This window comes from Paraburkholderia denitrificans, assembly GCF_042655705.1.
GTDB classification, from domain to species: domain Bacteria; phylum Pseudomonadota; class Gammaproteobacteria; order Burkholderiales; family Burkholderiaceae; genus Paraburkholderia; species Paraburkholderia denitrificans.
In genome coordinates this window covers 1-21,490 of record NZ_JBHSMP010000008.1, presented here as the reverse complement: position 1 = coordinate 21,490, position 21,490 = coordinate 1, and the positions used below count along the sequence as shown (strand labels likewise).

Genomic DNA, 21,490 nt, shown 5'->3' with positions numbered 1-21,490 from the left:
GCTGCGGTGAAGCTGTGCCGACACGGCATCAACGAATCAGGCCGGCGCTTTCTTCCCGACGACTTCGTCGCGCAGCGCGCGCCGCAGGATCTTGCCGATGTTCGATTGCGGCAGCGCATCGCGGAACTCCACGATACGCGGCACCTTGTAGCCCGTGAGCTGCTCGCGGCAGAGCTGGATCAGCGCGTCCTCGGTGAGCGTCGGGTCGCGGCGCACGACGAACACTTTCACGCGTTCGCCCTGCACCGGATCGGGCACACCGATTGCCGCCACTTCGCGCACGCCCGGATGCGAGGCGATCACGTCCTCGATCTCGTTCGGGTACACATTGAAGCCCGAAACGATGATCAAGTCCTTCTTGCGGTCGACGAGCCGCACGTAGCCCTGTGCGTCCATCACGCCGATGTCGCCGGTTGCGAGCCAGCCGTCGGCGTCGAGGACCTTGGCGGTCTCGTCGGGGCGGTTCCAGTAGCCTTGCATGACCTGCGGACCCTTCACGCACAGCTCGCCCGCTTCACCGATGTTCGCCCACGTGCCGTCGTCGCGGCGAAAGCGCACCTGCGTCGACGGCGCGGGCAGGCCGATCATCCCGTCGAAGTCGTGCTGGTGGCCGATATCGACGGGATTGAGCGTCACGATCGGCGAGCATTCGGTGAGGCCGTAGCCTTCGATGATCGGCTGGCCGGTCACGGCCTTGAAGCGCTCGGCGACGGCGCGCTGCGTCGCCATCCCGCCCGCCATCGCGAGCTTGAGGCCCGAGAAGTCGCGCTGGCGGAATTCCTCGTTATCGAGCAGCGCGCTGTAAAGCGTATTCACCGCCGAGATGCAGCTGAACTTCTCGTGCCGGATCGTCTTCATCACGCGTTTGATGTCGCGTGGATTCGCGATCAGGATGTTGCGGCCGCCGAGCGCCATGAACACCATCGCGTTCACGGTCAGCGAATAGATGTGATAGAGCGGCAGCGGCGTGAGCACGGTTTCCTGATCGGCGTCGAGCTGGCCCGCCGTCCACGCCTTTGCCTGCACGAGATTGGCGACGAGATTGCCGTGCGTGAGCATCGCGCCTTTCGCGACACCCGTCGTGCCGCCCGTGTATTGCAGGAACGCGAGATCGCCGCTCTTGACGGCGACGGGCGCGACGGGATGCCGTGCGCCTTGCGCGAGCGCGCCGAGGAGCTTGACGGCCTGCGGCAGCCGGTACGCGGGAACGAGTTTCTTGACGTGCCGCAGCATGAAGTTGATAAAGCGGCCCTTCAGGTTGAAGCCTTCGCCGAGTAGATCGCCGAGCCCCGTCACGACGATGTTCTTGACGCGCGTGCCGGGCAACGCGTCTTCGAGAGTCTTTGCGAAATTCTCGAACACGACGATGGTTTGCGCGCCGCTGTCCTGCAACTGGTGCGTGAGTTCGCGCGCGGTGTAGAGCGGATTCACGTTGACCACGATAGCGCCGGCCTTCAGCGCGCCGAACAGCGCGACCGGATATTGCAGCGTGTTGGGCAGCATGATGGCGACGCGTTCGCCCGGCTGAACGCCTGCGCGCTGCAACCACGACGCGAACGCGGCGGCCTTGCGCGCGAGCGCGGCATAGGTCATCGGCGAACCGGCGCTCACGTAGGCCACGCGTTGGCCGTAGCGTGCGGTGCAGTCGTCGAAGAATTGCGTGAGCGAGGCGTAGCTGTGCACGTCGATTTCGCGGGGGACGTCCGCGGGATACGACGCGTACCAGATGCCGTCGGTGTCCGGCGCGGGTCGCGCGGCGCCGCCGGTGGTCGAGGGCGGGCAGGGCAGATCGGTCATGAGGTCTCTCCGGGCGTCGTTTGAGTATTTGTTGCGTTCGTCGGGCATGGAGCGTGGTGCGAATGGCAGGAGGCAGCAGCAAGCAGCAGCAAGCCACGGCGAGCAGCAGCGAGCAGTGAGCCGTGTGACAGCCATTCGTCAGTCCGAATCGTGCCATGCCGCGGCGCGGCGCGATAGCTTGCTGAACATCACGCACAAACGAAAAACCGCGCGGGCGTGAACCCGCGCGGTTTCGTGTTGCGATGCGGCGGCGCGTGGCCGCACTGCGTATGCGCGATCAGACAGCCGACACTTGCTTTGCGGACTGCGTCATGTCGATGCCGCGGCGCTCGCGGCTGAAGAGAATCATCACGGCGATGATGACCGCCACCGTACCGGCCACGACCGCCATTGCGAGGCCGTAGTTGTCGTCATGCGAGACGGCGAACGACGCCTGCATCGTCGCGTTGACCGAGGCGAACAGGTTGCCGAGCTGGTAGACGAGGCCCGGGAACGTCGCGCGGACTTCGTCGGGCGAGATCTCGTTCAGATGCACCGGAATCACGCCCCATGCACCCTGCACGGAGATCTGCATCAGGAATGCACCCATTGCGAGCAGCACCGGCCCGCTCGAGAAGGCCCACAGCGGCAGCACCGGCAGCGCGATGAGCGCGGAGATGAAGATCGCCTTGCGGCGGCCGATCTTCTCGGAGAGCGAACCGAAGAACAGGCCACCGCAGATCGCGCCGATGTTCAGCACGATGGTGATGACCGAGACGGTATGCGGATCGAAGTGGTGCTGTTCGCGCAGGAACGTCGGATACATATCCTGCGTGCCGTGCGAGAAGAAGTTGAAGCAGGTCATCAGCACGATCGCATAGATCGACAGGCCGAAATTGTGCTTGAGCGTCGTGAGCAGGCTCGGACGCGGGCGCTTTTCCATTTCCTTCCATGCCGGGGATTCCGGCACGTTACGGCGGATATAGAGCACCAGCAGCGCAGGCACGACGCCGATGAAGAACATGCCGCGCCAGCCGACGTGTTGATAGAACACGCCGAACACGATCGAGGCGAGCAGGAAGCCGCTCGGATAACCGGCCTGCAGGAGGCCCGAAACGATGCCGCGCGATTTCGGCGGAATGGTTTCCATCGTGAGCGCGGAGCCGACGCCCCATTCGCCGCCCATCGCGACGCCGAAGAGCGAGCGCAGGACGAGGAAGGTCGTGAGATTCGGCGAGAAGCCCGAGAGCATGCCGAGCACCGAATACAACCCGATGTTGATCATCAGCGTCGGGCGGCGGCCGTACTTGTCGGCGAGGCGTCCGAATATCAGCGCACCGAGCGGGCGCATGGCCAGCGTGAGCGTAATGGCGAATGCGACTTCAGGGATTTTGACGTTGAATGCCGTGGCGATATCTTTCAGGACGAATACGGTCAGAAAGAAATCGAAAGCGTCAAGTGTCCAGCCTAGATAGGCGGCGATCGTGACGTGCTTCTGTTCACGCGTCCAGCTCATTGATTGTTCTCCTGATATTGCTGCGCTGCACCGTCTGTCGCGGCGAGGTCTTGTGTGGTCCGGTACGCGCCAGCCGATGGACCTGGCGGGAGTGTACGCCAGGTATTAAACATCCACACCAATGTTGCGGCAACCTCGGACTAATCCCTGGGGGCATTTGTCGCAACTGAAAGCCATTTGTGTTAATGGAAAGAGAAACGTAATTGATAAAATATCGATTTTCTGCGCATATTTATCGGTCAGGTTAACTCGGGTTAACTCGGATTAACGATTCAATGACGGATTTCAATCGCGCAACGGTTCGTCTTTTCAACGCGATACCTTTGCGATGCCGTCGCGATACCTTTGCGCATTTCAAATGAACGACCGTGCTTTTCCTTATTTACCTGGATGGAAGGCGTCGCTAGAATCGGTCGCCATCGTCGGTGATCCGGCGATGCCGGGTCTGTCGAACCCTATCGGCTGCGCCGCGCACCGGCCAGCCCAGATCAAGGAGGAGCAAGCATGCAGGTCAGGGACATGTTCGAACTGGGCGGGCAGGTGGCGCTCATCACCGGCGGCTCGCGCGGCCTCGGGCTGCAGATGGCCGAGGCGCTGGGCGAGATGGGGTGCCGCGTCGTGATCACGGCGCGCAAGGCCGACGAGCTCGCACAGGCGCAGCGTCACTTGCAGGAGCGCGGCATCGAGGCGATGACTGTCGTCACCGACCTTCAGCGCGCAGAGAGCATCGCGCCGCTCGTCGACGAAACGCTGGCGGCATGCGGGAAGATCGACATCCTCGTGAACAATGCGGGCGCGACATGGGGCGCACCGGCCGAGGACTATCCCGACGAGGCGTGGCACAAGGTCATGAACCTGAACATCAACGCGCCGTTTTTCCTCGCGCGCGAAGTCGGCAAACGCTGCATGATCGAGCGCAAGCGCGGCAAGATCATCAACGTCGCATCGGTGGCGGGCCTCAAAGCGTCGCCCGGCCCGATGCAGACCATCGCATACAACACGTCGAAGGCCGCGGCAATCCACTTCACGCGTGCGCTCGCAGCCGAATGGGGCAAGTACGGCATCAACGTCAACGCGATCTGCCCGGGCTTCTTCCCGTCGAAGATGTCGGCGGGCCTGCTCGACCAGCTCGGCGAGTCCGTGATCGAACGCACGCCGCTGCACCGCCTCGGCGACGACGACGATCTCAAGGGCGCCGTCGTCTTCCTCGCGAGCGCCGCGTCGCGTCACATCACCGGCCAGTACCTGGCTGTCGACGGCGGCGCGAGCGTCGTCTGAGTTTCATCACAGCCAGCATGCGCCGCCTCATGCGCGGCGCATGCCCGGATTGCACGACATGCGCGCCGCAGCGGCGCGCATCCAACGAGACCGAAACCGCCATGTCCACGTCAGAACTGTCACAGTCCGCTTCTCAATCTGCGGCGCCCGCGCGACGTGCGCTGCCTTCGCCGCACTGGCCGCCGCATCTGTCGCCGCATCTGACGATTCCGGCCACGAACCTGTTCTATAACGCCGAAGTCTCGGCTGCGCGCTTTCCCGACAAACCCTATATCTACTTCTACGACACGCCTGTCACGTTCGCGCAGTTCAAGGACGAGGCCGAGCGCGTCGCAGGTTATCTGCAGCAGCACTGCGGCGTGAAAGCAGGCGACCGCGTGCTGCTCTACATGCAGAACAGCCCGCAGTGGATCATTGCGTATTACGGCATCCTGCGCGCCAACGCCGTGGTCGTGCCCGTGAATCCGATGAACCTCACCGAGGAACTCGCGCATTACGTCGAGGACAGCGGCGCGACGACCGCGTTTGTTGCGCAGGATCTTTACGCGCGGATCGCACCGCACGTGCATGAGGGCGCGGGCGAGGGTCTGCATCATCTGCTGGTCGCCACCTATTCCGATTACCTCAAGCGCGAGCCTTCGTCGCCGCCGCCGGAGTTCGTGAGCGCGCCGCGTCATGTTGCCGGGCCGGGCGTCGTCCACTGGGCCGACGTGCTCGATGCGCGCTGCGTTCCGGGCGCGTTGAACGCCGGTCCCGACGACCTGTGCGTAATGCCCTATACGTCGGGCACGACGGGCAAGCCGAAGGGATGCATGCATACGCACCGCAGCGTGATGAGCACGGCGGTGGGCGGCTGCAACTGGTTCGGCAGCAACCAGGATGCCGTGCAGCTTTCGGTGCTGCCGCTCTTCCACGTGACCGGCATGCAGGGCGGCATGAACAGCCCGCTCTACAACGGCTCGACCATCGTCATCCTGCCGCGCTGGGATCGCGATGCCGCCGCGCGCGCGATCGAGCACTATCGCATCAACGGCTGGCAGGCGATTTCGACGATGGTGGTCGATTTCATTTCGAATCCGCGCATCGACGAATACGATCTGTCGAGTCTAGCGTGGATGCGCGGCGGCGGCGCCACGATGCCCGATGCGGTGGTGAAGAAACTGCGCGATCTCACGGGGCTGGAATTCGTCGAGGGCTATGGCATGTCCGAGACGATGGCGGCCACGCACATCAATCCGCCGCAGCGTCCGAAGCCGCAGTGTCTCGGCATTCCGGTATTCGACGTGGATGCGCGCGTGGTCGATCCGATCACGCTCGAAGAATTGCCGGACGGCGAATCGGGCGAACTCATCATGCACGGGCCGCAGGTGATGCAAGGTTACTGGCGTAATCCGCAGGCGACGCGCGACGCTTTCATCGAACGCGACGGCAAGCGTTTCCTGCGCACGGGCGACCTCGTGCGGCGCGATGAGGAAGGCTATTACTTCATGACCGACCGTCTGAAGCGGATGATCAACGCGTCGGGCTACAAGGTGTGGCCGGCCGAAGTCGAAGCGTTGATGTACCGTCATCCGGCGATCAAGGAAGTCTGCGTGATCGGCACGCAGGACGAACGCCGCGGCGAAACTGTGAAAGCCTGCGTGGTGCTCGATCCGAAGCAGCAAGGCAGCGTGAGCGAGGACGACATCATCGCGTGGGCGCACGCCAACATGGCGGCCTACAAGGCGCCGCGCATCGTGCAGTTCGTCGATACGCTGCCGAAGTCGGGCAGCGGCAAGATCCTGTGGCGCAAGCTTCAGGAAGACGAGGCGCAAGCGCGCGGCTGAACTTCTCCGCGCGAATGCGTTACGACGCATCCGGCGCGCTCAGCGCGCGCCGGATGGCCAGCCGAGGCCACAGCGCTCACGCCTGCGGCCTTGGAATCATCTGCATGCCGATTCGCCGCAACTCCGCGCCGTTTTGAATCCCTTACGCGTGTTAGGCACCGGCGAGCGCCGGTACGCCCGCGCCCGGCTCGCGCCAGTCTTCTTCCCATTGCGCCCGCGTGGCGGGTAGCTCTCTCGACAGTCCGCGTTGCACGGCGCGCTCCGGAAACCATTCTCCCGGCACCTGCGCGCGCTTGAGCGCGAGAATCGCTTCGCACAGGAAGTCGATGCTGTAGGCATTGAGCAGGTGCGGGTGATGCGCTTCGATATAGGCCGCGATGCGCGCGTGCTCGCCATCGATCGATGCAAGCGCGTAGAGCGTTTGCGCGTCCCAGCGAAACCGCAGGCCCAGTTCCGCGAATGCCGAATTGAATGCGCCGAGATGCGCATCCAGTTGGCGGTCGTGTCCGGTGCCGTGCCGGTTGGCTTGTGAATGGCTCATTGCAGTCTCCTCAATGTCGGATCGGATGAGCCAAGCGTAGAAGCGTCGATAAATAAACGATAGTTAAAGTTTTTTGCTTTTTGTATAAGGCATCGTTTATTGATTGTTTGAAACGAGCCGCTTTGTGCGCGGTGTGAGCGTAAACCCGGCTGAATTCTTTGTTTTTGCTTGATATATTGTATTGAAAATATGGAATGTTAAGAGTAGAGCCGGCAAATCAGAACGTTGGAGACAAACACCGATGTCCGCCGATAGACAAGCCGATGCTGGGATCGCCCAGCTCACCTTGACGCTCGAACCCATCAACGCCACCGTCTCGCTGCGCGATCAAGCCTATGCAAAGCTGAAACATGCCATCGCGGAGACCGACATCTACCGCTCGCGAGACGAAATCCGGCTCGATGAAAAAGAGCTGACCGAGAAGCTGGGCGTGAGCCGAACGCCGGTGCGCGAGGCGATGACGCTGCTGGAACAGGAGGGTTTTCTGCGCACGGTGCCGCGGCGCGGCGTGTATATCCTGCGCAAGACGCGCGAAGAAATCGTCGAGATGATCTATATGTGGGCCGCGCTCGAAAGCATGGCGGCGAGACTTGCGAGCGAGCGCGCCTCCGACGACGATATCGCCCGCCTGCGGCGCATGTTCGCCGACTTCAGCGATCCGATGCCGGCCGAACACATCGAGGAATACTCCGAGAAGAACATCATGTTCCACCAGTCGCTGGTGGAATTGTCCAAGTCTCCGATCATCGTCGAGACCATCAAGAACATCTTCATGCATGTGCGTGCGATCCGGCGGATGACGATCGCGCAGAGCGACCGCGCGTCGCGCTCGATCGTGGACCACATGCGAATCATCGAGGCGCTCGAACAACGCGATACGGCGCGCGTCGAGCAACTGGTACGCCAGCATTCGATCGAGCTTGCCCTGTTTGTCGAGGCCAATTGTGATTTTCTCGACTGAACGCGTTCGCCTATAAGTTTTGCGTCTGAAATTGCGGCTGCATTCTCGTTTAAACAGCAGCGTCGAACAATCTGATGATTGATGTGGAGTACGTATTTATTTGCGGCTTTTGAATTTTCCAGGACGCGCTCCTGTGCTGACGCACATCGACCCGGTATTTATCGCAATGCAGCAAGTATGAGGTCGGGGAAAAACGTCTTGACTAATATTGTGTGTGGAATATTGTATATCACAGTTATGTAACGCCCACGCAACGCCCCGCCAAAGAGGAGACGTCATGGCAGAAGCAGGCATCAACCAGGCGCAAAACAGCCCAGCGCCGGAAGTTCAGCAAACTACCGACGGTTTTCATCTCGTCATCGACGCGCTGAAGCTGAACGATATCGACACGATCTTCGGGCTGGTCGGTATCCCCATTACCGACCTCGCTCGCCTCGCCCAGGCCGAAGGCATGCGCTTCATCGGCTTTCGTCATGAGCAGAACGCCGGTAACGCCGCCGCTGTCACCGGTTTCATGACGAAAAAACCCGGCATCTGCCTCACGGTTTCCGCGCCCGGTTTCCTGAACGGCCTTACCGCGCTCGCGAACGCCACGACGAATTGCTTCCCGATGATCCTGATTAGCGGCTCGAGCGAGCGCGAGATCGTCGACTTGCAGCAGGGCGACTACGAGGAAATGGATCAGCTCAACGCGGCGAAGCCGTATGCGAAGGCCGCGTATCGCGTGCTGCACGCAGAGGACATCGGCATTGGCGTGGCGCGCGCGATCCGCGCGGCGGTATCGGGCCGTCCGGGCGGCGTTTATCTCGATCTTCCGGCCAAACTGCTCGCGCAGACGATGGATGCCGTTAGCGCGAAGCAATCGCTCGTGAAGGTGGTCGATGCCGCGCCGCGCCAGATCCCGGCGCCCGATTCGGTCAAGCGCGCCCTCGACGTGCTCAAGGGCGCGAAGCGCCCGCTGATCCTGCTCGGCAAGGGCGCGGCCTACGCGCAGGCCGATGCGCAGATTCGCGCGCTGGTCGAGAAGACCGGTATTCCGTATCTGCCGATGTCGATGGCCAAGGGGCTCCTGCCCGACACGCACGAGCAGTCGGCGTCCGCTGCGCGTTCGTTCGTGCTCGCCGAAGCCGATGTCGTATTGCTGATCGGCGCGCGCCTGAACTGGCTGCTCTCGCACGGCAAGGGCAAGACGTGGGGCGCCGCAAACGGGCCGAAGCAGTTCGTCCAGATCGACATCGCGCCCACCGAAATCGACAGCAACGTCGCGATTGAAGCGCCGGTGATCGGCGATATCGGCTCGTGCGTCGAGGCGCTGCTCGAAGGGATCGGCGAGCACTTCCCGCAGCCCGCCGCCGAATGGCTCGAAGCCGTGGCGGACCGCAAGAACAGGAACCTCGCGAAGATGGCGGCCACGCTCGACAAGAGCCCGACGCCGATGAACTTCCACAGCGCGCTGCGCGCGATTCGCGACGTGCTGAAGACGCGCCCGGACATCAACGTCGTCAACGAAGGCGCGAATACGCTCGACTACGCCCGCAGCATCATCGACATGTATGAACCGCGCAAGCGCTTCGACTCGGGCACGTGGGGAATCATGGGCATCGGCATGGGCTTCGCAATCGGCGCAGCGGTGACGAGCCGAACCCAGGTCGTCGCGATCGAAGGCGACAGTGCGTTCGGTTTCAGCGGCATGGAACTCGAAACCATCTGCCGCTACAACTTGCCCGTTTGCACGATCGTCTTCAACAACAACGGCGTGTATCGCGGCACCGACGTGAACATGGGCGGCGGCGCCGATACCGCGCCCACCGCGTTCGTGAAGAACGCGCGCTACGACAGGATGATGGAAGCGTTCGGCGGCATCGGTCACCAGGCCAGCACACCCGAGGAGCTAACCGCTGCACTGCTCGAAGCAATCGCATCGGGCAAGCCCACCTTGATCAACGCTGTTATCGACGAAGCGGCCGGCACGGAGAGCGGCCGTCTCACGAATCTGAATCCGCAAAGCGCGGCAATGAAAAAATAAATTCAATCGATCGGAAAACAGGAGATACGCAATGAGCAAACCCCTCGACGGCATCAAGATCATCGACTTCACGCATGTACAGGCCGGGCCTGCCTGCACGCAGATGCTCGCATGGTTCGGCGCGGACGTGATCAAGGTGGAGCGTCCGGGTGCGGGCGACGTCACGCGCAACCAGTTGCGCGACATCCCGAACGTCGATGCGCTTTACTTCACGATGCTCAACAGCAATAAGCGCTCGCTGACGCTCGACACGAAGAAACCCGAAGGTAAGGAAGTGCTCGAAAAGCTGATCCGCGAATCGGACGTGATGGTCGAGAACTTCGGCCCGGGCGCACTCGATCGCATGGGCTTTACGTGGGAGCGCATCAAGGAGCTGAATCCGAAGATGATCGTCGCTTCGGTCAAGGGTTTCAGCGAGGGCCATCATTACGGCGACCTGAAGGTCTATGAGAACGTTGCGCAGTGCGCGGGCGGCGCGGCTTCGACGACGGGCTTCTGGGACGGCCCGCCGACGGTGAGCGCAGCCGCGCTCGGCGACAGCAACACCGGCATGCATCTGGCAATCGGCATTCTCACGGCGCTGATCTCGCGCGACAAGACCGGCAAGGGGCAGAAGGTGGCCGTCTCGATGCAGGACAGCGTGCTGAATCTGTGCCGCGTGAAGCTGCGCGACCAGCAGCGTCTCGAGCGCATGGGCTTCCTCGAAGAGTATCCGCAGTACCCGCATGGCACGTTCGGCGATGTGGTGCCGCGCGGCGGCAATGCGGGCGGCGGCGGCCAGCCGGGCTGGGTGCTCAAGTGCAAGGGCTGGGAAACCGATCCGAACGCGTACATCTACTTCACGGTTCAGGATCACGCATGGGAACCGATCTGCCGTGCGATCGGCAAACCGGAGTGGATCGAGGATCCGGACTACGCGACGCCGAAGGCTCGCCAGCCGCATATCTTCGAGATTTTCAAAACGATCGAGGCGTGGCTTGCCGACAAGACGAAGTTCGAAGCCGTCGACGTTCTTCGCACGTTCGACATTCCGTGCTCGCCGGTGTTGAGCATGAAAGAGCTGGCGAACGATCCGTCGCTGCGTGCGAGCGGCACGATCGTCGAGGTGCCGCATAAGCAGCGCGGCTCGTATCTGACCGTCGGCAGCCCGATCAAATTCTCGGATCTCAAGCCGGAAATCAAGAGTTCGCCGCTGCTCGGCGAGCATACCGACGAAGTGCTGGCCGATCTTGGCTACACGCCGCAGCAGATCGCGACGCTGCACGAAGTACGCGCGGTGTGATCGGGGTGTGATCAGCGTTAGAGGCGCCGGCACGGCGTGAGCTGTGCCGGCGCCTTCGATTTATGCCCGACTACCGGCTTGCCGCAAGATCCCACGCTCGCGGTACACACCGATTAACGACGACGTCCGGGCTGATTATGGCCGCTTCACCTCGTTGCGGTCACAACGCAAAACGCACAACGGTCAACGCACAGCACGTGGCGTAAGCCGCATTTCCGGGGCACTGGATGATCGATAAGAGCGTGTACGCGCGAAGCGACACGCATCGACAGGCCGCGCCATACGCAGCATTCCAACATCGAGCAGGAGACGTTTGATGAAGTCGCGGCTACGCATTCGGCACGCCACGCGCAACGGCGTGTGGCCGATCTGTTCTGTCTGCTGTTCCCTTGCCATTGCGATTCCGCTTGCCGGAGGTGCGCTGTGGCAATGACCATTGCAGTGCCGCGCGAAACGCATCGAGGCGAGCGACGTGTGGCCGCGACGCCGGAAAGCGTCGCACATCTTATCAAGCTCGGATATGAAGTCGACGTCGAGACGGGCGCGGGTGCGCAGGCATCGTTCACCGACGAGGTATATCGCGAGGCGGGCGCCCGGATCGTTGCCGATGCACACACGCTGTGGGCCGCCGCCGATATCGTGATCAAGGTGCGGCCGCCATCGGCTGACGAAGCGTGTCTGCTCAAGCGCGACGCGACGCTCATCAGTTTCATCTGGCCCGCGCAAAACGCTGCGCTGCTCGAATTGCTGGCCGCGCGCGGCGCGACCGTGCTCGCGATGGATTGCGTGCCGCGCATTTCGCGTGCGCAGAAACTCGATGCATTGAGTTCGATGGCGAACATGGCGGGCTATCGTGCCGTGATCGAAGCGGCGCAGCATTTCGGGCGTATTTTCACCGGGCAGATCACGGCGGCGGGGAAGATGGCGCCCGCGAAAGTGCTCGTGATCGGCGCGGGCGTCGCCGGGCTGGCGGCGATTGGCGCGGCGCGCGGGCTCGGTGCGATCGTGCGCGCGTTCGACACGCGGCCGGAAGTGGGGCAACAGGTCGAGAGCATGGGCGCGGAGTTCCTCAGCATCGATATCGACGAGGAAGGCGGCGGTACGGGCGGCTACGCGAAGCAGATGAGCGCGAAATTCATCGAAGCGGAGATGGCGCTCTTCGAGGCGCAGGCGCGCGAGGTCGACATCATCATCACGACCGCGCTCATTCCAGGCAAGGCGGCGCCGCTGCTCATCGACGCGCGCACGCTCGCGTGCATGCGCGCGGGAAGCGTGATTGTCGATATGGCGGCGGAGCAGGGCGGCAATTGCGAACTGACGCGCCCCGGCGAGGTCGTCAGCGTGCACGGCGTGACGGTGATCGGCTATACGGACCTCCCGAGCCGCATGGCGAACCAGTCGAGCCAGCTTTACGCGACCAATGTGCGCCATCTACTCGCGGACATTACGCCCGCGAAGGACGGTGAATTGCAACTCGACATGGCTGATGTCGTGCAACGCGGTACGACCGTCATGCAGCGCGGTACGGTGTGCTGGCCGCCGCCTGCCGTAGAACCGTCGCCCACGCCTGCAGGCAGCGCGGCTGCAAGCACTGCGCCTGCGGCGAGCAAGGCGATCAAGGCTGGCGATGACGATATTGCGCGTCGGCACGGCGTGTGGTCGCTCGTTGCGCTGACACTTATCGCCTTGCTGCTGCTCGCACTCGGCGCGGTTGCTCCGGGCGCGTTCGTGGCGCACTTCACGGTGTTCGTGCTTGCGGTGTTCGTCGGCTATCAGGTGGTCTGGAACGTGACGCCTGCGCTGCATACGCCGCTGATGAGCGTGACCAATGCGATCAGCGGCATCATCGTGATCGGCGCACTGCTGCATCCGGGCGATGCCGGAATGATCGTGCGCGTGCTCTCGGGCATCGCGCTCGTGGTGGCGACGATCAATATCGCGGGTGGATTTCTCGTCACCCAGCGCATGCTGAAAATGTTCCAGCGGACCTGAGGAGACGTCATGTTGAATGGAATCGGAAGCATGGCGTGGCTCGGCGCGGCGACGCTTTTCATCCTGAGCCTGCGCGGACTCAGTCATCCCGCGAGTGCGCGCCGCGGCAACATCTATGGCGTGGCAGGCATGGTGATCGCCGTGCTCGCCACGCTGCTCGTTACGGGCGGCGCGGGTCTGCAGATAGTGCTGGTTGCGGCGGTCGTCGGTGGCGCCATCGGCACCGTGCTTGCGAAGCGCGTAGCGATGACACAAATGCCGCAACTGGTGGCCGTTTTGCATAGTTTCGTCGGCCTGGCCGCGACGTTGATCAGCGTGTCGAATTATGTGTCTCGCGATACGTCGATGGCCGGTGTAGAGCGCGTGATTCACGATACCGAGATCTATGTGGGTGCGTTCATCGGTACGGTGACCTTTAGCGGATCGATCATCGCATTCCTGAAGTTGCAGGGGACGCTGAGCGGCAAGCCGCTCGCGCTGCCCGCGCGGCATCTGCTGAATGCGGTCGTGTTCGGTGCGTGTGTCGTGCTCGGCTATCGCTTTGTCAGTACGCCCGCAGGCGAGAACGGCCTCTACGCGCTGCTCGTCATGTGCGTATTGGCGGCGGCGCTGGGCGTGCATCTGGTGATGGCGATCGGCGGTGCCGACATGCCGGTGGTGGTGTCGATGCTCAACAGCTATTCCGGCTGGGCCGCCGCTGCGACGGGCTTCATGCTCGACAACGATCTGCTCGTCACGACCGGCGCGCTGGTTGGATCGAGCGGCGCAATTCTCAGCTACATCATGTGCCGGGCGATGAATCGCAGCTTTGTCTCGGTGATTCTGGGCGGCTTCGGTGCGAGCACGTCAACGGGGAGCGCCGCGCCGCAGGGCGAGGTGGTGCCGACGACCGTGGACGAAGTGGGCTCGCTGCTGCGCGATGCGAGCGAAGTCGTGATCGTGCCGGGCTACGGCATGGCGGTCGCCCAGGCGCAGGGCACGATCAGCGAGATTACGCGGCGTCTGCGTGCGGCTGGCGTGCGCGTGCGCTTTGCCATTCATCCGGTCGCGGGCCGTTTGCCGGGGCACATGAACGTACTGCTGGCCGAGGCGAAGGTGCCGTACGACATCGTGCTGGAGATGGACGAGATCAACGACGAGTTCACGGAAACCGATGTCGTTCTCGTCATCGGCGCGAACGATATTGTGAATCCGGGCGCGCAGGAAGATGCGTCGAGTCCGATTGCAGGCATGCCGGTGCTCGAAGTGTGGAAGGCGCGCACGGTCGTTGTGTCGAAACGCAGCATGGCGACCGGTTACGCCGGCGTCGACAATCCACTGTTCTACAAGGACAACACGCGGATGCTGTTCGGCGATGCGAAGGGCAGTGTGGATGCGCTGTTGAGGCAGCTCGAAGCAGCGTGCGCCGGGCGTCATTGTCAGCTTGGTTGACAGGCTCAGTCGCCGCTTTAAATACCGCGCTTCGCGCCCACGGGGAGTAAACAAAAAAACCCCGCAAATTCGACGATTTACGGGGTTATTTGTTTGTTTCGGCTTATTTCTTTCTACTGCTCGATTAGCTTTCTGGTGCCCAGGAGAGGACTCGAACCTCCACAGTGTTGCCACCGCCAGGACCTGAACCTGGTGCGTCTACCAATTCCGCCACCTGGGCACGTCTTGAAGCTAGGCGGCCATTATAGCGGCCGGATAAAACCTGTCAACAAATGTTTTAACCGCTTTCGCCAATCCTCGCTTTAACGCATTTGTGCCGGGACATTTCGCTGACGATCCGCGCCGCGTCGTCCGCGGGCAGCGTGCCGCCGTATGTCACCCTACGCCGCCCCATGCCACGTTATTCCGCCGTAGCCGTTCCACTAGTCGCGGTAATTGCCCACTGTGGCGCGCCCTGCAATGCAACAGGGCGCAGGAAGCGCTCGATCGCGGCATAGCCTACTGAGGTCGTTTGCGGTTGCGTCGAAGCGGGCCACGGTCCGCCGTGCTGCTGAGCGTCGCAGACGGCCACACCCGTTGGCACGCTGCCGAACAGCACGCGCCCCGCGATACGTTGCGCCGTAGCGGCAAGCGCACGATTCGCGGCCGTATCGGCTTGCGCACCCCATAGCGTGACTGTGAGCGAGCCTTCCACGGCGCTGAGCACGTCGAGCGTTTGCGCTTCGTCGCGCACCTTCACGATCAATGCAGCCGGGCCGAACATCTCTTCGTGCAACGCCGCGTTGGCAATGAACGTCTGCGCGTCGGTTTCGAACAGGCGGGGCGCGGGCGCCGCAGCTTCGTCGTTTTCTGCCGACGCGGCAAGACGCACGCGCACGCCCGCCTGCGCGGCGACATGCGCAGTAGCGCTTTCGAAGCCGCGGTGCATGTCCGCCGTGAGCATCGCATGCGGCTTCTGGGTGGACAACGTCTGCGCCAGCGCCTGCGCAAAGCGATCGCCGTCGGCATCGTCGTGCACGACGATCAACCCGGGGCTCGTGCAAAACTGTCCGCAGCCCATTGTGATCGAGGCGGCGAGTGTCGCGGCTGGCGTTTCGACCCCATCCGTGAGCGCTTGCGGCAGCACGACGAGCGGATTGATCGAGCCCAGTTCGCCATAAAACGGAATCGGCCGACGGCGTGCATTGGTGGCGCGCCAAAGGGCCACGCCGCCCTGATACGAACCCGTGAACGCCACCGCGGCGACATCTGCATGACCCACGAGGTGCACTGCCGCTTCGCGCGATGCCTGATCGACGAACGCGATCACGCCTTCGGGCAGGCCCTGTTCGCGCAGCACGCGCGCGGCCAGCGCATGCACGCGGCGTGAGAGTTCAGGATGGCCCGGATGCGGCTTGACGATCACCGTGCAACCCGCAGCGAGCGCCGACGCCGTATCGCCGCCCAGCACCGAGAATGCAAAGGGGAAATTGCTCGCCGAGAACATCGCGACCGGCCCGAGCGGCACGTGCACGCGCGTGAGTTGCGGGCGGCCCGCCGGCGGCGCGCCGGGCACAGCCGCGTCGTCAACCTGGAGGTTGGCGATGCCGGCGTCCACGCGCTCGGCAAAGCCGCGCAGCTGAAATGCGGTGCGTGCGAGTTCGCCATTCAGACGCGCGTCGCCAAGCGACGTCTCTTTGTCGGCGATCGCGACGAGCTGGGCGGCGTCGCGCTCAAGCGCGTCGGCAAGGCCGCGCAGCAGGGCGCTGCGCACCGCGCGCGAAGCCGCGCCGTAAGTTGCCTGGGCTGCGTGCGCAAGCGCGACGGCTTCGTCGATATGCGCGAAAGGCGCCGACGTCACAGGGTTCTCTGTCTGCATTACGATTTGACTCCAGTTTGAAAAAGACCGCGTGCGGCGAGATTGGCATAAAGGGCTCGCACGCCAAACGTCCACGGTTCGATTTCGGTGCAAAGACGCACGGTGTTGACGATGGCGCCAAGCGGCGGCGCGCTGATTGTGACACGGTCGCCGATGTGGTGGGTAAAGCCGCCGCCGGGCGCGTCACGGTCCTTGATCGGCGAGAACATCGTGCCGAGAAACAGCATGAAGCCGTCCGGATACTGATGGTGCCGGCCCCACGCCTGCGACACGAGATCGAGCGGATCACGGCTGATTTCCTGCATATGGCTCACGCCTTCGAGCAGGAAGTCGTCGTCTACGCCTTCCACCCGAAGCGACACGCTGGTCGCTCGAACCGAGTCGAGCGTGAATGTTCCGTCGAATACGCGAACGAACGGGCCGATCGCACACGAGCCGTTGTTGTCCTTGCATTTACCGAGCAGCAGCGCGGAACGGCCTTCGATGTCGCGCAGATTGACGTCGTTGCCGAGTGTCGCTCCGATCACGTTGCCCTTGCTGTTGACCGCAAGAACGATCTCCGGCTCGGGGTTGTTCCATGCGGAGGCCGGATGCAGGCCGATATCCGCGCCGAATCCAAGGGCGGACATCGGCTGCGACTTCGAAAACACCTCGGCGTCGGGGCCGATTCCGACCTCCATGTACTGTGACCACGCGCCACGCTGTTGAAGCGCGTCCTTCAGCCTGCTTGCAGCCTCTGAGCCCGGCCTGATCTTCGAGAGGTCGGTGCCGATCAGTTGCGTGATTTCCGCGCGAACGGTTTGTGCTTTCGCTGGATCGCCTCCGGCCTGCTCCTCGATCACACGCTCGAGGAGGCTCACCGCAAAGGTCACGCCACATGCCTTGATTGCCTGAAGGTCGCATGGCGCGAGCAAATAAGGCCGGCCGGTGTCGCGCGATGCGTCGAGGCTCTGCTCGAGCAGCACATCCACATCGCCAAGCGGTTCGCCCGATACGGCACGAGCGAAGTCGGCCAGATCTTCTCGATCGAACAGGTCTGCCGTGGTCTGCGCGGCTCGGGAGATGTCGAAGACTATACCGTTGCGAACGACAACGACACATGGGCCGGCACCCGCAGGGGTTTGTCGCCAGACTCGTCCAACCAGCAATGCACGTTCGAGATCGTGCGGGAGGTAAGCGGATGCCGGGATCATGATGAGCATTCAGAGAGTGAGGGATAGGTGAGCGAAATCGTAGAGAGCAAGATATCCCTGAAGCAAACGAAATCTCGTCATGATGCCTTCCTGGACGGAATACCTCGGCGCCATGCCCGATTTCGCCGTAATGGAAAACGGGAAATGACGTCCGCCATACGGACAGGACCTGGCTGATGCGCAGGTTCATCGGGTCTATGCTCATTCGGAATGGCGCTAAAGATCATCCCCTATAATCGGCGATCTCGTGAGGATTCCCGTGGCTACGCAATGGTGAAGAGATGACGAATGTGTTGAGGATGTTGAATTCGTTGCCTCCGATCGAGACGCTTGTGTGCTTTGAGGCCGTCGCCCGCAGCGGGAGTTTTACGGCGGCCGCGCGTGAGCTTTCGATCACGCAGAGCGCCGTAAGCAAACAGATCAAGGCTTTGGAGGAGTCGCTTCATTGTGCGCTGTTCGACCGGCACGCGCGCGGCATCACGTTGAGCAAGGCGGGCGCAAACTTTCTTGAGGAAGTGGAGCCCGTGCTGTACAGGTTGCAACGCGCGGTGCAAAAGGCCCGGAATGCGCAATCCGGGGAAGCCGTCACCATAAGCTGCACACTGTCGGTTGCGCATTATTGGCTGTTTCCCCGAATCGTTCGTTTCAACCAGAAGTATCCGGACATTACGGTGAGCGTCGTTTCGACCAACGCAATGAACGAGCACAGCGTCGGTGAAAACGACCTGGGCATCCTTTATGGATCGGGTGACTGGACGACGCTGGAGAGCACGCCCCTCATTCACGAGATTGTCTACCCGGTCTGCAGTGTCGAGATGCAATTTCCCGAGCCTGCCACGCCAGGCGATCTGCGTTCGTTACCGCTTATACAACTCGACTCGCACCAGTGGGACTGCCTCGACTGGCAGGACTGGTTCGACCATTTCGGTGTCGATTATCAAATCCCCGGAAAAGCGATCACGTTCAACCAGTTGACGCTGACGCTAAACGCCGCGCTCGAAGGACTCGGAGTGAGTCTTGTCTGGGATTCGATGGCACGCACGGCTATCGAAGCCGGCAGACTCAAGCGAGTGGGGCAGTTTCAGTACGAGACGGGGCGCGGCGATCATCTCGTGTATGTAAAACATCGTCCTCTCAGTACGCAGGCTGCAACGTTCCGCGACTGGCTGCTCACCACGATCTGATCCAGACGAAGTCGTCGTCCCGGCGCGGCCGTCGCCGCGCTGTCTTTGCATTCCTCGCAGGAATTGCTGCCAATTCTCGGCAGTGCAATTCAGGGTTATCCCTGGCCAATATATTCCAGTCCGGCATATCTCATGCGGCGATTTCGTTTGTGCGATCGATATCGGCTTCGTAATCTCATATCAACCGTAGCAACGGAGTCGCACGGTGGCGGTGGGAATGGCCGCTACCGACATCGCCTCAACATTCAACCCGGTATTGCAATGGACATCTTTATCCAGCAGATCCTTAACGGACTCGTACTCGGCAGCATCTACGCCATCATCGCACTGGGCTACACCATGGTGTACGGGATTCTGGGCATCATCAACTTTGCGCACGGCGACGTGCTGATGGTCGGCGCCATGGTCGCGCTCTCCGCCATCAACGTGCTGCACAATCATTTCCCGGGCCTCGGGAACATCGCCACGCTGTGCATCGCGCTCGCAGTCGCCGCGGTGGTTTGCGCCTTCGTCGGGTACGCGATCGAGAAAATCGCTTACCGGCCGCTGCGCCGCGCGCCGCGCCTCGCGCCGCTCATCACCGCGATCGGCGTGTCGATCCTGCTCGAGACGCTCGCCATGATGATCTGGGGCCGCAATCCGCTCGCGTTCCCGCAGCTCATCTCCACCGATCCGATCAACGTCATCAAGCCGACTGAAACCGGCGTGGGCGCCGTGATCTCGCCGACCGAGATCGTCATCATCGCGGTGGCGTTCATCGTGATGGCCGGACTGCTGCTCCTCGTGCACCGGACGAAGCTCGGCCGCGCGATGCGCGCGATTGCCGAGAACCCGAACAATGCATCGCTGATGGGTGTGAACCCCAACTTCGTGATCTCGGCCACCTTCATGATCGGCTCGGCGCTCGCTGCGCTCGCCGGCGTGATGATCGCCTCCGAATACGGCAACGCGCACTTCTACATGGGCTTCATCCCCGGCATGAAGGCGTTCACCGCAGCGGTGCTCGGCGGTATCGGCAATCTTGGCGGCGCGATGGTCGGCGGCGTGGTGCTCGGTCTCATCGAGCAGCTCGGCGCAGGCTATATCGGCGGTCTGACCGGTGGGGTGTTCGGCAGTAACTATCAGGACGTGTTCGCGTTCATCGTTCTGATCGTCGTGCTCGTGTTCCGTCCATCGGGGCTGCTGGGCGAACGTGTTGCAGATCGCGCATAAATGCTGCGAACGACATATCAAATACGGAGACACGAATTCATGAATTCCCTTCCACTCATTGAGCCGTCCGCGCCGCTCAATCCGGAGAAGAGTCTGACGAAGATGCTGATGATCGGCATTGTCACTGCAGTTATCGTCGCGCTGCTGCCTGTCCTGGTGGGCGCGGCGGGCGGCAACTACTGGGTGCGCGTGCTTGACTTCGCAATGCTCTATGTGATGCTCGCGCTCGGCCTGAACGTGGTGGTGGGTTTTGCTGGCCTGCTGGATCTCGGCTACATCGCGTTCTATGCGGTGGGCGCCTATACCGCCGCACTGCTGACGTCGCCGCACCTGACTACACAGTTCGCCTGGCTGGCAAGCCTGTTCCCGAACGGCCTGCAAACGCCGTACTGGATTGTCGCGCCGGTCGCGATGGGGCTCGCCGCCATCGCGGGAGTCTTGCTTGGCACGCCGACCCTACGTTTGCGTGGTGACTATCTCGCGATCGTGACCCTCGGTTTCGGGGAAATCGTGCGCATCTTCATGAACAACATGGACCGGCCACTGAATATCACCAACGGTCCTCAAGGCATTACCGGTGTTGCGCCGCTGCACGTCGCGGGATTCAACTTCGCGCAGTCGCATACGCTGTTTGGTTTCACGTTCACATCCGTGTATCTGTACTACTACGTGTTCGTGCTGTGCGCGCTGCTCGTGATCTGGGTGTGTACGCGTTTGCAGCACTCGCGCATCGGCCGCGCCTGGGCCGCCATCCGCGAAGACGAAATCGCGGCCAAGGCCATGGGCATCAATACCCGTAACGTGAAGCTGCTCGCGTTCGCGATGGGTGCATCGTTCGGCGGCCTCTCGGGTGCCATGTTCGGGTCTTTCCAGGGTTTCGTTTCGCCGGAGTCGTTCACGTTCGTGGAGTCGATCGTTGTGCTCGCATGCGTCGTGCTCGGCGGCATGGGCCACATTCCTGGCGTGATTCTCGGCGCGGTGCTGCTCGCGATTTTCCCCGAGTTCCTGCGTTCGACGATGGGCCCGCTGCAGCACCTGCTGTTCGGTCACCAGGTCGTCGACACGGAAGTCATTCGCCAGTTGCTCTATGGCCTCGCGATGGTCGTCATCATGCTGTATCGCCAGGAAGGTTTGTGGCCTGCGGCAAAGCACGAGGACAAGATCGCGAAGATCGCCAAACGCACGAGCAAGAAGCCGGTGCGCGCTTAAAGCCTGGGGCACGACGGAGACTACCCATGAGCAACAACAAACCCATCCGCCTGTCCGTGAAGGGCGTGAACAAGCGCTTTGGCGGCCTGCAGGCGCTTTCGGAAGTGGGCCTGCAGATCGAAGCGGGCACGATCTATGGTCTGATCGGCCCGAACGGCGCCGGCAAGACGACGTTCTTCAACGTGATTACCGGCCTCTATACGCC

General features: G+C 62.3%; 16 protein-coding genes and 1 tRNA gene. 11 read left to right on the top strand and 6 right to left on the bottom strand.

The features are described 5' to 3' along the window. Window positions 1–36: 36 nt before the first annotated feature. Together ACFPTO_RS05455 and ACFPTO_RS05450 are read right to left on the bottom strand one after the other, a co-directional pair. Entirely contained in the window at window positions 37–1,797 is a 1,761-nt protein-coding gene (locus ACFPTO_RS05455; RefSeq protein ID WP_377710001.1) for an AMP-binding protein, read from the bottom strand. Between the two features lie 277 nt (window positions 1,798–2,074). Beyond that, entirely contained in the window at window positions 2,075–3,292 is a 1,218-nt protein-coding gene (locus tag ACFPTO_RS05450) for an MFS transporter (RefSeq protein WP_377709999.1), read from the bottom strand. A 504-nt stretch (window positions 3,293–3,796) separates the two neighbouring features. Between ACFPTO_RS05450 and ACFPTO_RS05445 the strand changes: the two genes are divergently transcribed. Next, on the top strand, window positions 3,797–4,570 hold the full coding sequence (locus ACFPTO_RS05445; protein ID WP_377709998.1) for an SDR family oxidoreductase: 774 nt from the start codon (window positions 3,797–3,799) through the stop codon (window positions 4,568–4,570). 101 nt (window positions 4,571–4,671) lie between these two features. Then, window positions 4,672–6,396 (top strand): long-chain fatty acid--CoA ligase, encoded by a 1,725-nt coding sequence (locus ACFPTO_RS05440; RefSeq protein ID WP_377709997.1) that lies wholly within the window; start codon window positions 4,672–4,674, stop codon window positions 6,394–6,396. Window positions 6,397–6,547: 151 nt separating this feature from the next. Here ACFPTO_RS05440 and ACFPTO_RS05435 read toward each other — a convergent pair whose 3' ends face one another. After that, the gene (locus ACFPTO_RS05435) at window positions 6,548–6,937 is read right to left on the bottom strand and encodes an HAD family hydrolase (RefSeq protein WP_377709996.1); all 390 of its coding nucleotides are present in this window, start codon (window positions 6,935–6,937) and stop codon (window positions 6,548–6,550) included. Window positions 6,938–7,178: 241 nt separating this feature from the next. On the opposite strand from ACFPTO_RS05435, the gene ACFPTO_RS05430 reads away from it, so the two are divergent. The 5 genes from ACFPTO_RS05430 (at window position 7,179) to ACFPTO_RS05410 (ending at window position 14,629) form a co-directional block, all read left to right on the top strand. Beyond that, on the top strand, window positions 7,179–7,898 hold the full coding sequence (locus ACFPTO_RS05430) for a GntR family transcriptional regulator (protein WP_377709995.1): 720 nt from the start codon (window positions 7,179–7,181) through the stop codon (window positions 7,896–7,898). A gap of 277 nt (window positions 7,899–8,175) precedes the next feature. Continuing rightward, entirely contained in the window at window positions 8,176–9,924 is a 1,749-nt protein-coding gene (gene oxc / locus ACFPTO_RS05425; RefSeq protein ID WP_377709994.1) for an oxalyl-CoA decarboxylase, read from the top strand. A 31-nt stretch (window positions 9,925–9,955) separates the two neighbouring features. Further along, on the top strand, window positions 9,956–11,206 hold the full coding sequence (frc, locus tag ACFPTO_RS05420) for a formyl-CoA transferase (protein WP_377709993.1): 1,251 nt from the start codon (window positions 9,956–9,958) through the stop codon (window positions 11,204–11,206). Window positions 11,207–11,635: 429 nt separating this feature from the next. Continuing rightward, a complete protein-coding gene (locus ACFPTO_RS05415) occupies window positions 11,636–13,198 on the top strand; it encodes a Re/Si-specific NAD(P)(+) transhydrogenase subunit alpha (protein ID WP_377709991.1) in 1,563 nt (520 codons plus the stop codon). Between the two features lie 9 nt (window positions 13,199–13,207). Next, window positions 13,208–14,629: an NAD(P)(+) transhydrogenase (Re/Si-specific) subunit beta gene (locus ACFPTO_RS05410; RefSeq protein WP_377709990.1), complete on the top strand. Its 1,422-nt coding sequence runs from the start codon at window positions 13,208–13,210 to the stop codon at window positions 14,627–14,629. A gap of 133 nt (window positions 14,630–14,762) precedes the next feature. Here ACFPTO_RS05410 and ACFPTO_RS05405 read toward each other — a convergent pair. The 3 genes from ACFPTO_RS05405 to ACFPTO_RS05395 all read right to left on the bottom strand — a co-directional run bounded on the left by ACFPTO_RS05405 (window position 14,763) and on the right by ACFPTO_RS05395 (window position 17,680). Further along, a tRNA-Leu gene (locus tag ACFPTO_RS05405) sits at window positions 14,763–14,849 on the bottom strand. Between the two features lie 180 nt (window positions 14,850–15,029). Next, window positions 15,030–16,487, bottom strand: a complete 1,458-nt coding sequence (locus ACFPTO_RS05400; RefSeq protein ID WP_377709988.1) for an aldehyde dehydrogenase (NADP(+)) — start codon at window positions 16,485–16,487, stop codon at window positions 15,030–15,032. After that, window positions 16,487–17,680, bottom strand: coding sequence for a fumarylacetoacetate hydrolase family protein (locus ACFPTO_RS05395; protein WP_377709987.1), 1,194 nt, complete (start codon window positions 17,678–17,680; stop codon window positions 16,487–16,489). Before ACFPTO_RS05395 ends, ACFPTO_RS05400 begins: the two co-directional genes overlap by 1 nt. Window positions 17,681–17,979: 299 nt before the next feature. Between ACFPTO_RS05395 and ACFPTO_RS05390 the strand changes: the two genes are divergently transcribed. The 4 genes from ACFPTO_RS05390 to ACFPTO_RS05375 all read left to right on the top strand — a co-directional run. Further along, entirely contained in the window at window positions 17,980–18,864 is an 885-nt protein-coding gene (locus tag ACFPTO_RS05390) for a LysR substrate-binding domain-containing protein (RefSeq protein ID WP_377709986.1), read from the top strand. Window positions 18,865–19,125: 261 nt separating this feature from the next. Continuing rightward, window positions 19,126–20,076, top strand: coding sequence for a branched-chain amino acid ABC transporter permease (locus ACFPTO_RS05385; protein ID WP_377709985.1), 951 nt, complete (start codon window positions 19,126–19,128; stop codon window positions 20,074–20,076). Between the two features lie 39 nt (window positions 20,077–20,115). Then, the gene (locus ACFPTO_RS05380; protein WP_377709984.1) at window positions 20,116–21,285 is read left to right on the top strand and encodes an ABC transporter permease subunit; all 1,170 of its coding nucleotides are present in this window, start codon (window positions 20,116–20,118) and stop codon (window positions 21,283–21,285) included. A gap of 26 nt (window positions 21,286–21,311) precedes the next feature. Then, window positions 21,312–21,490: ATP-binding cassette domain-containing protein (locus tag ACFPTO_RS05375; protein WP_377710096.1), on the top strand; the 179-nt coding region annotated here is incomplete at its 3' end.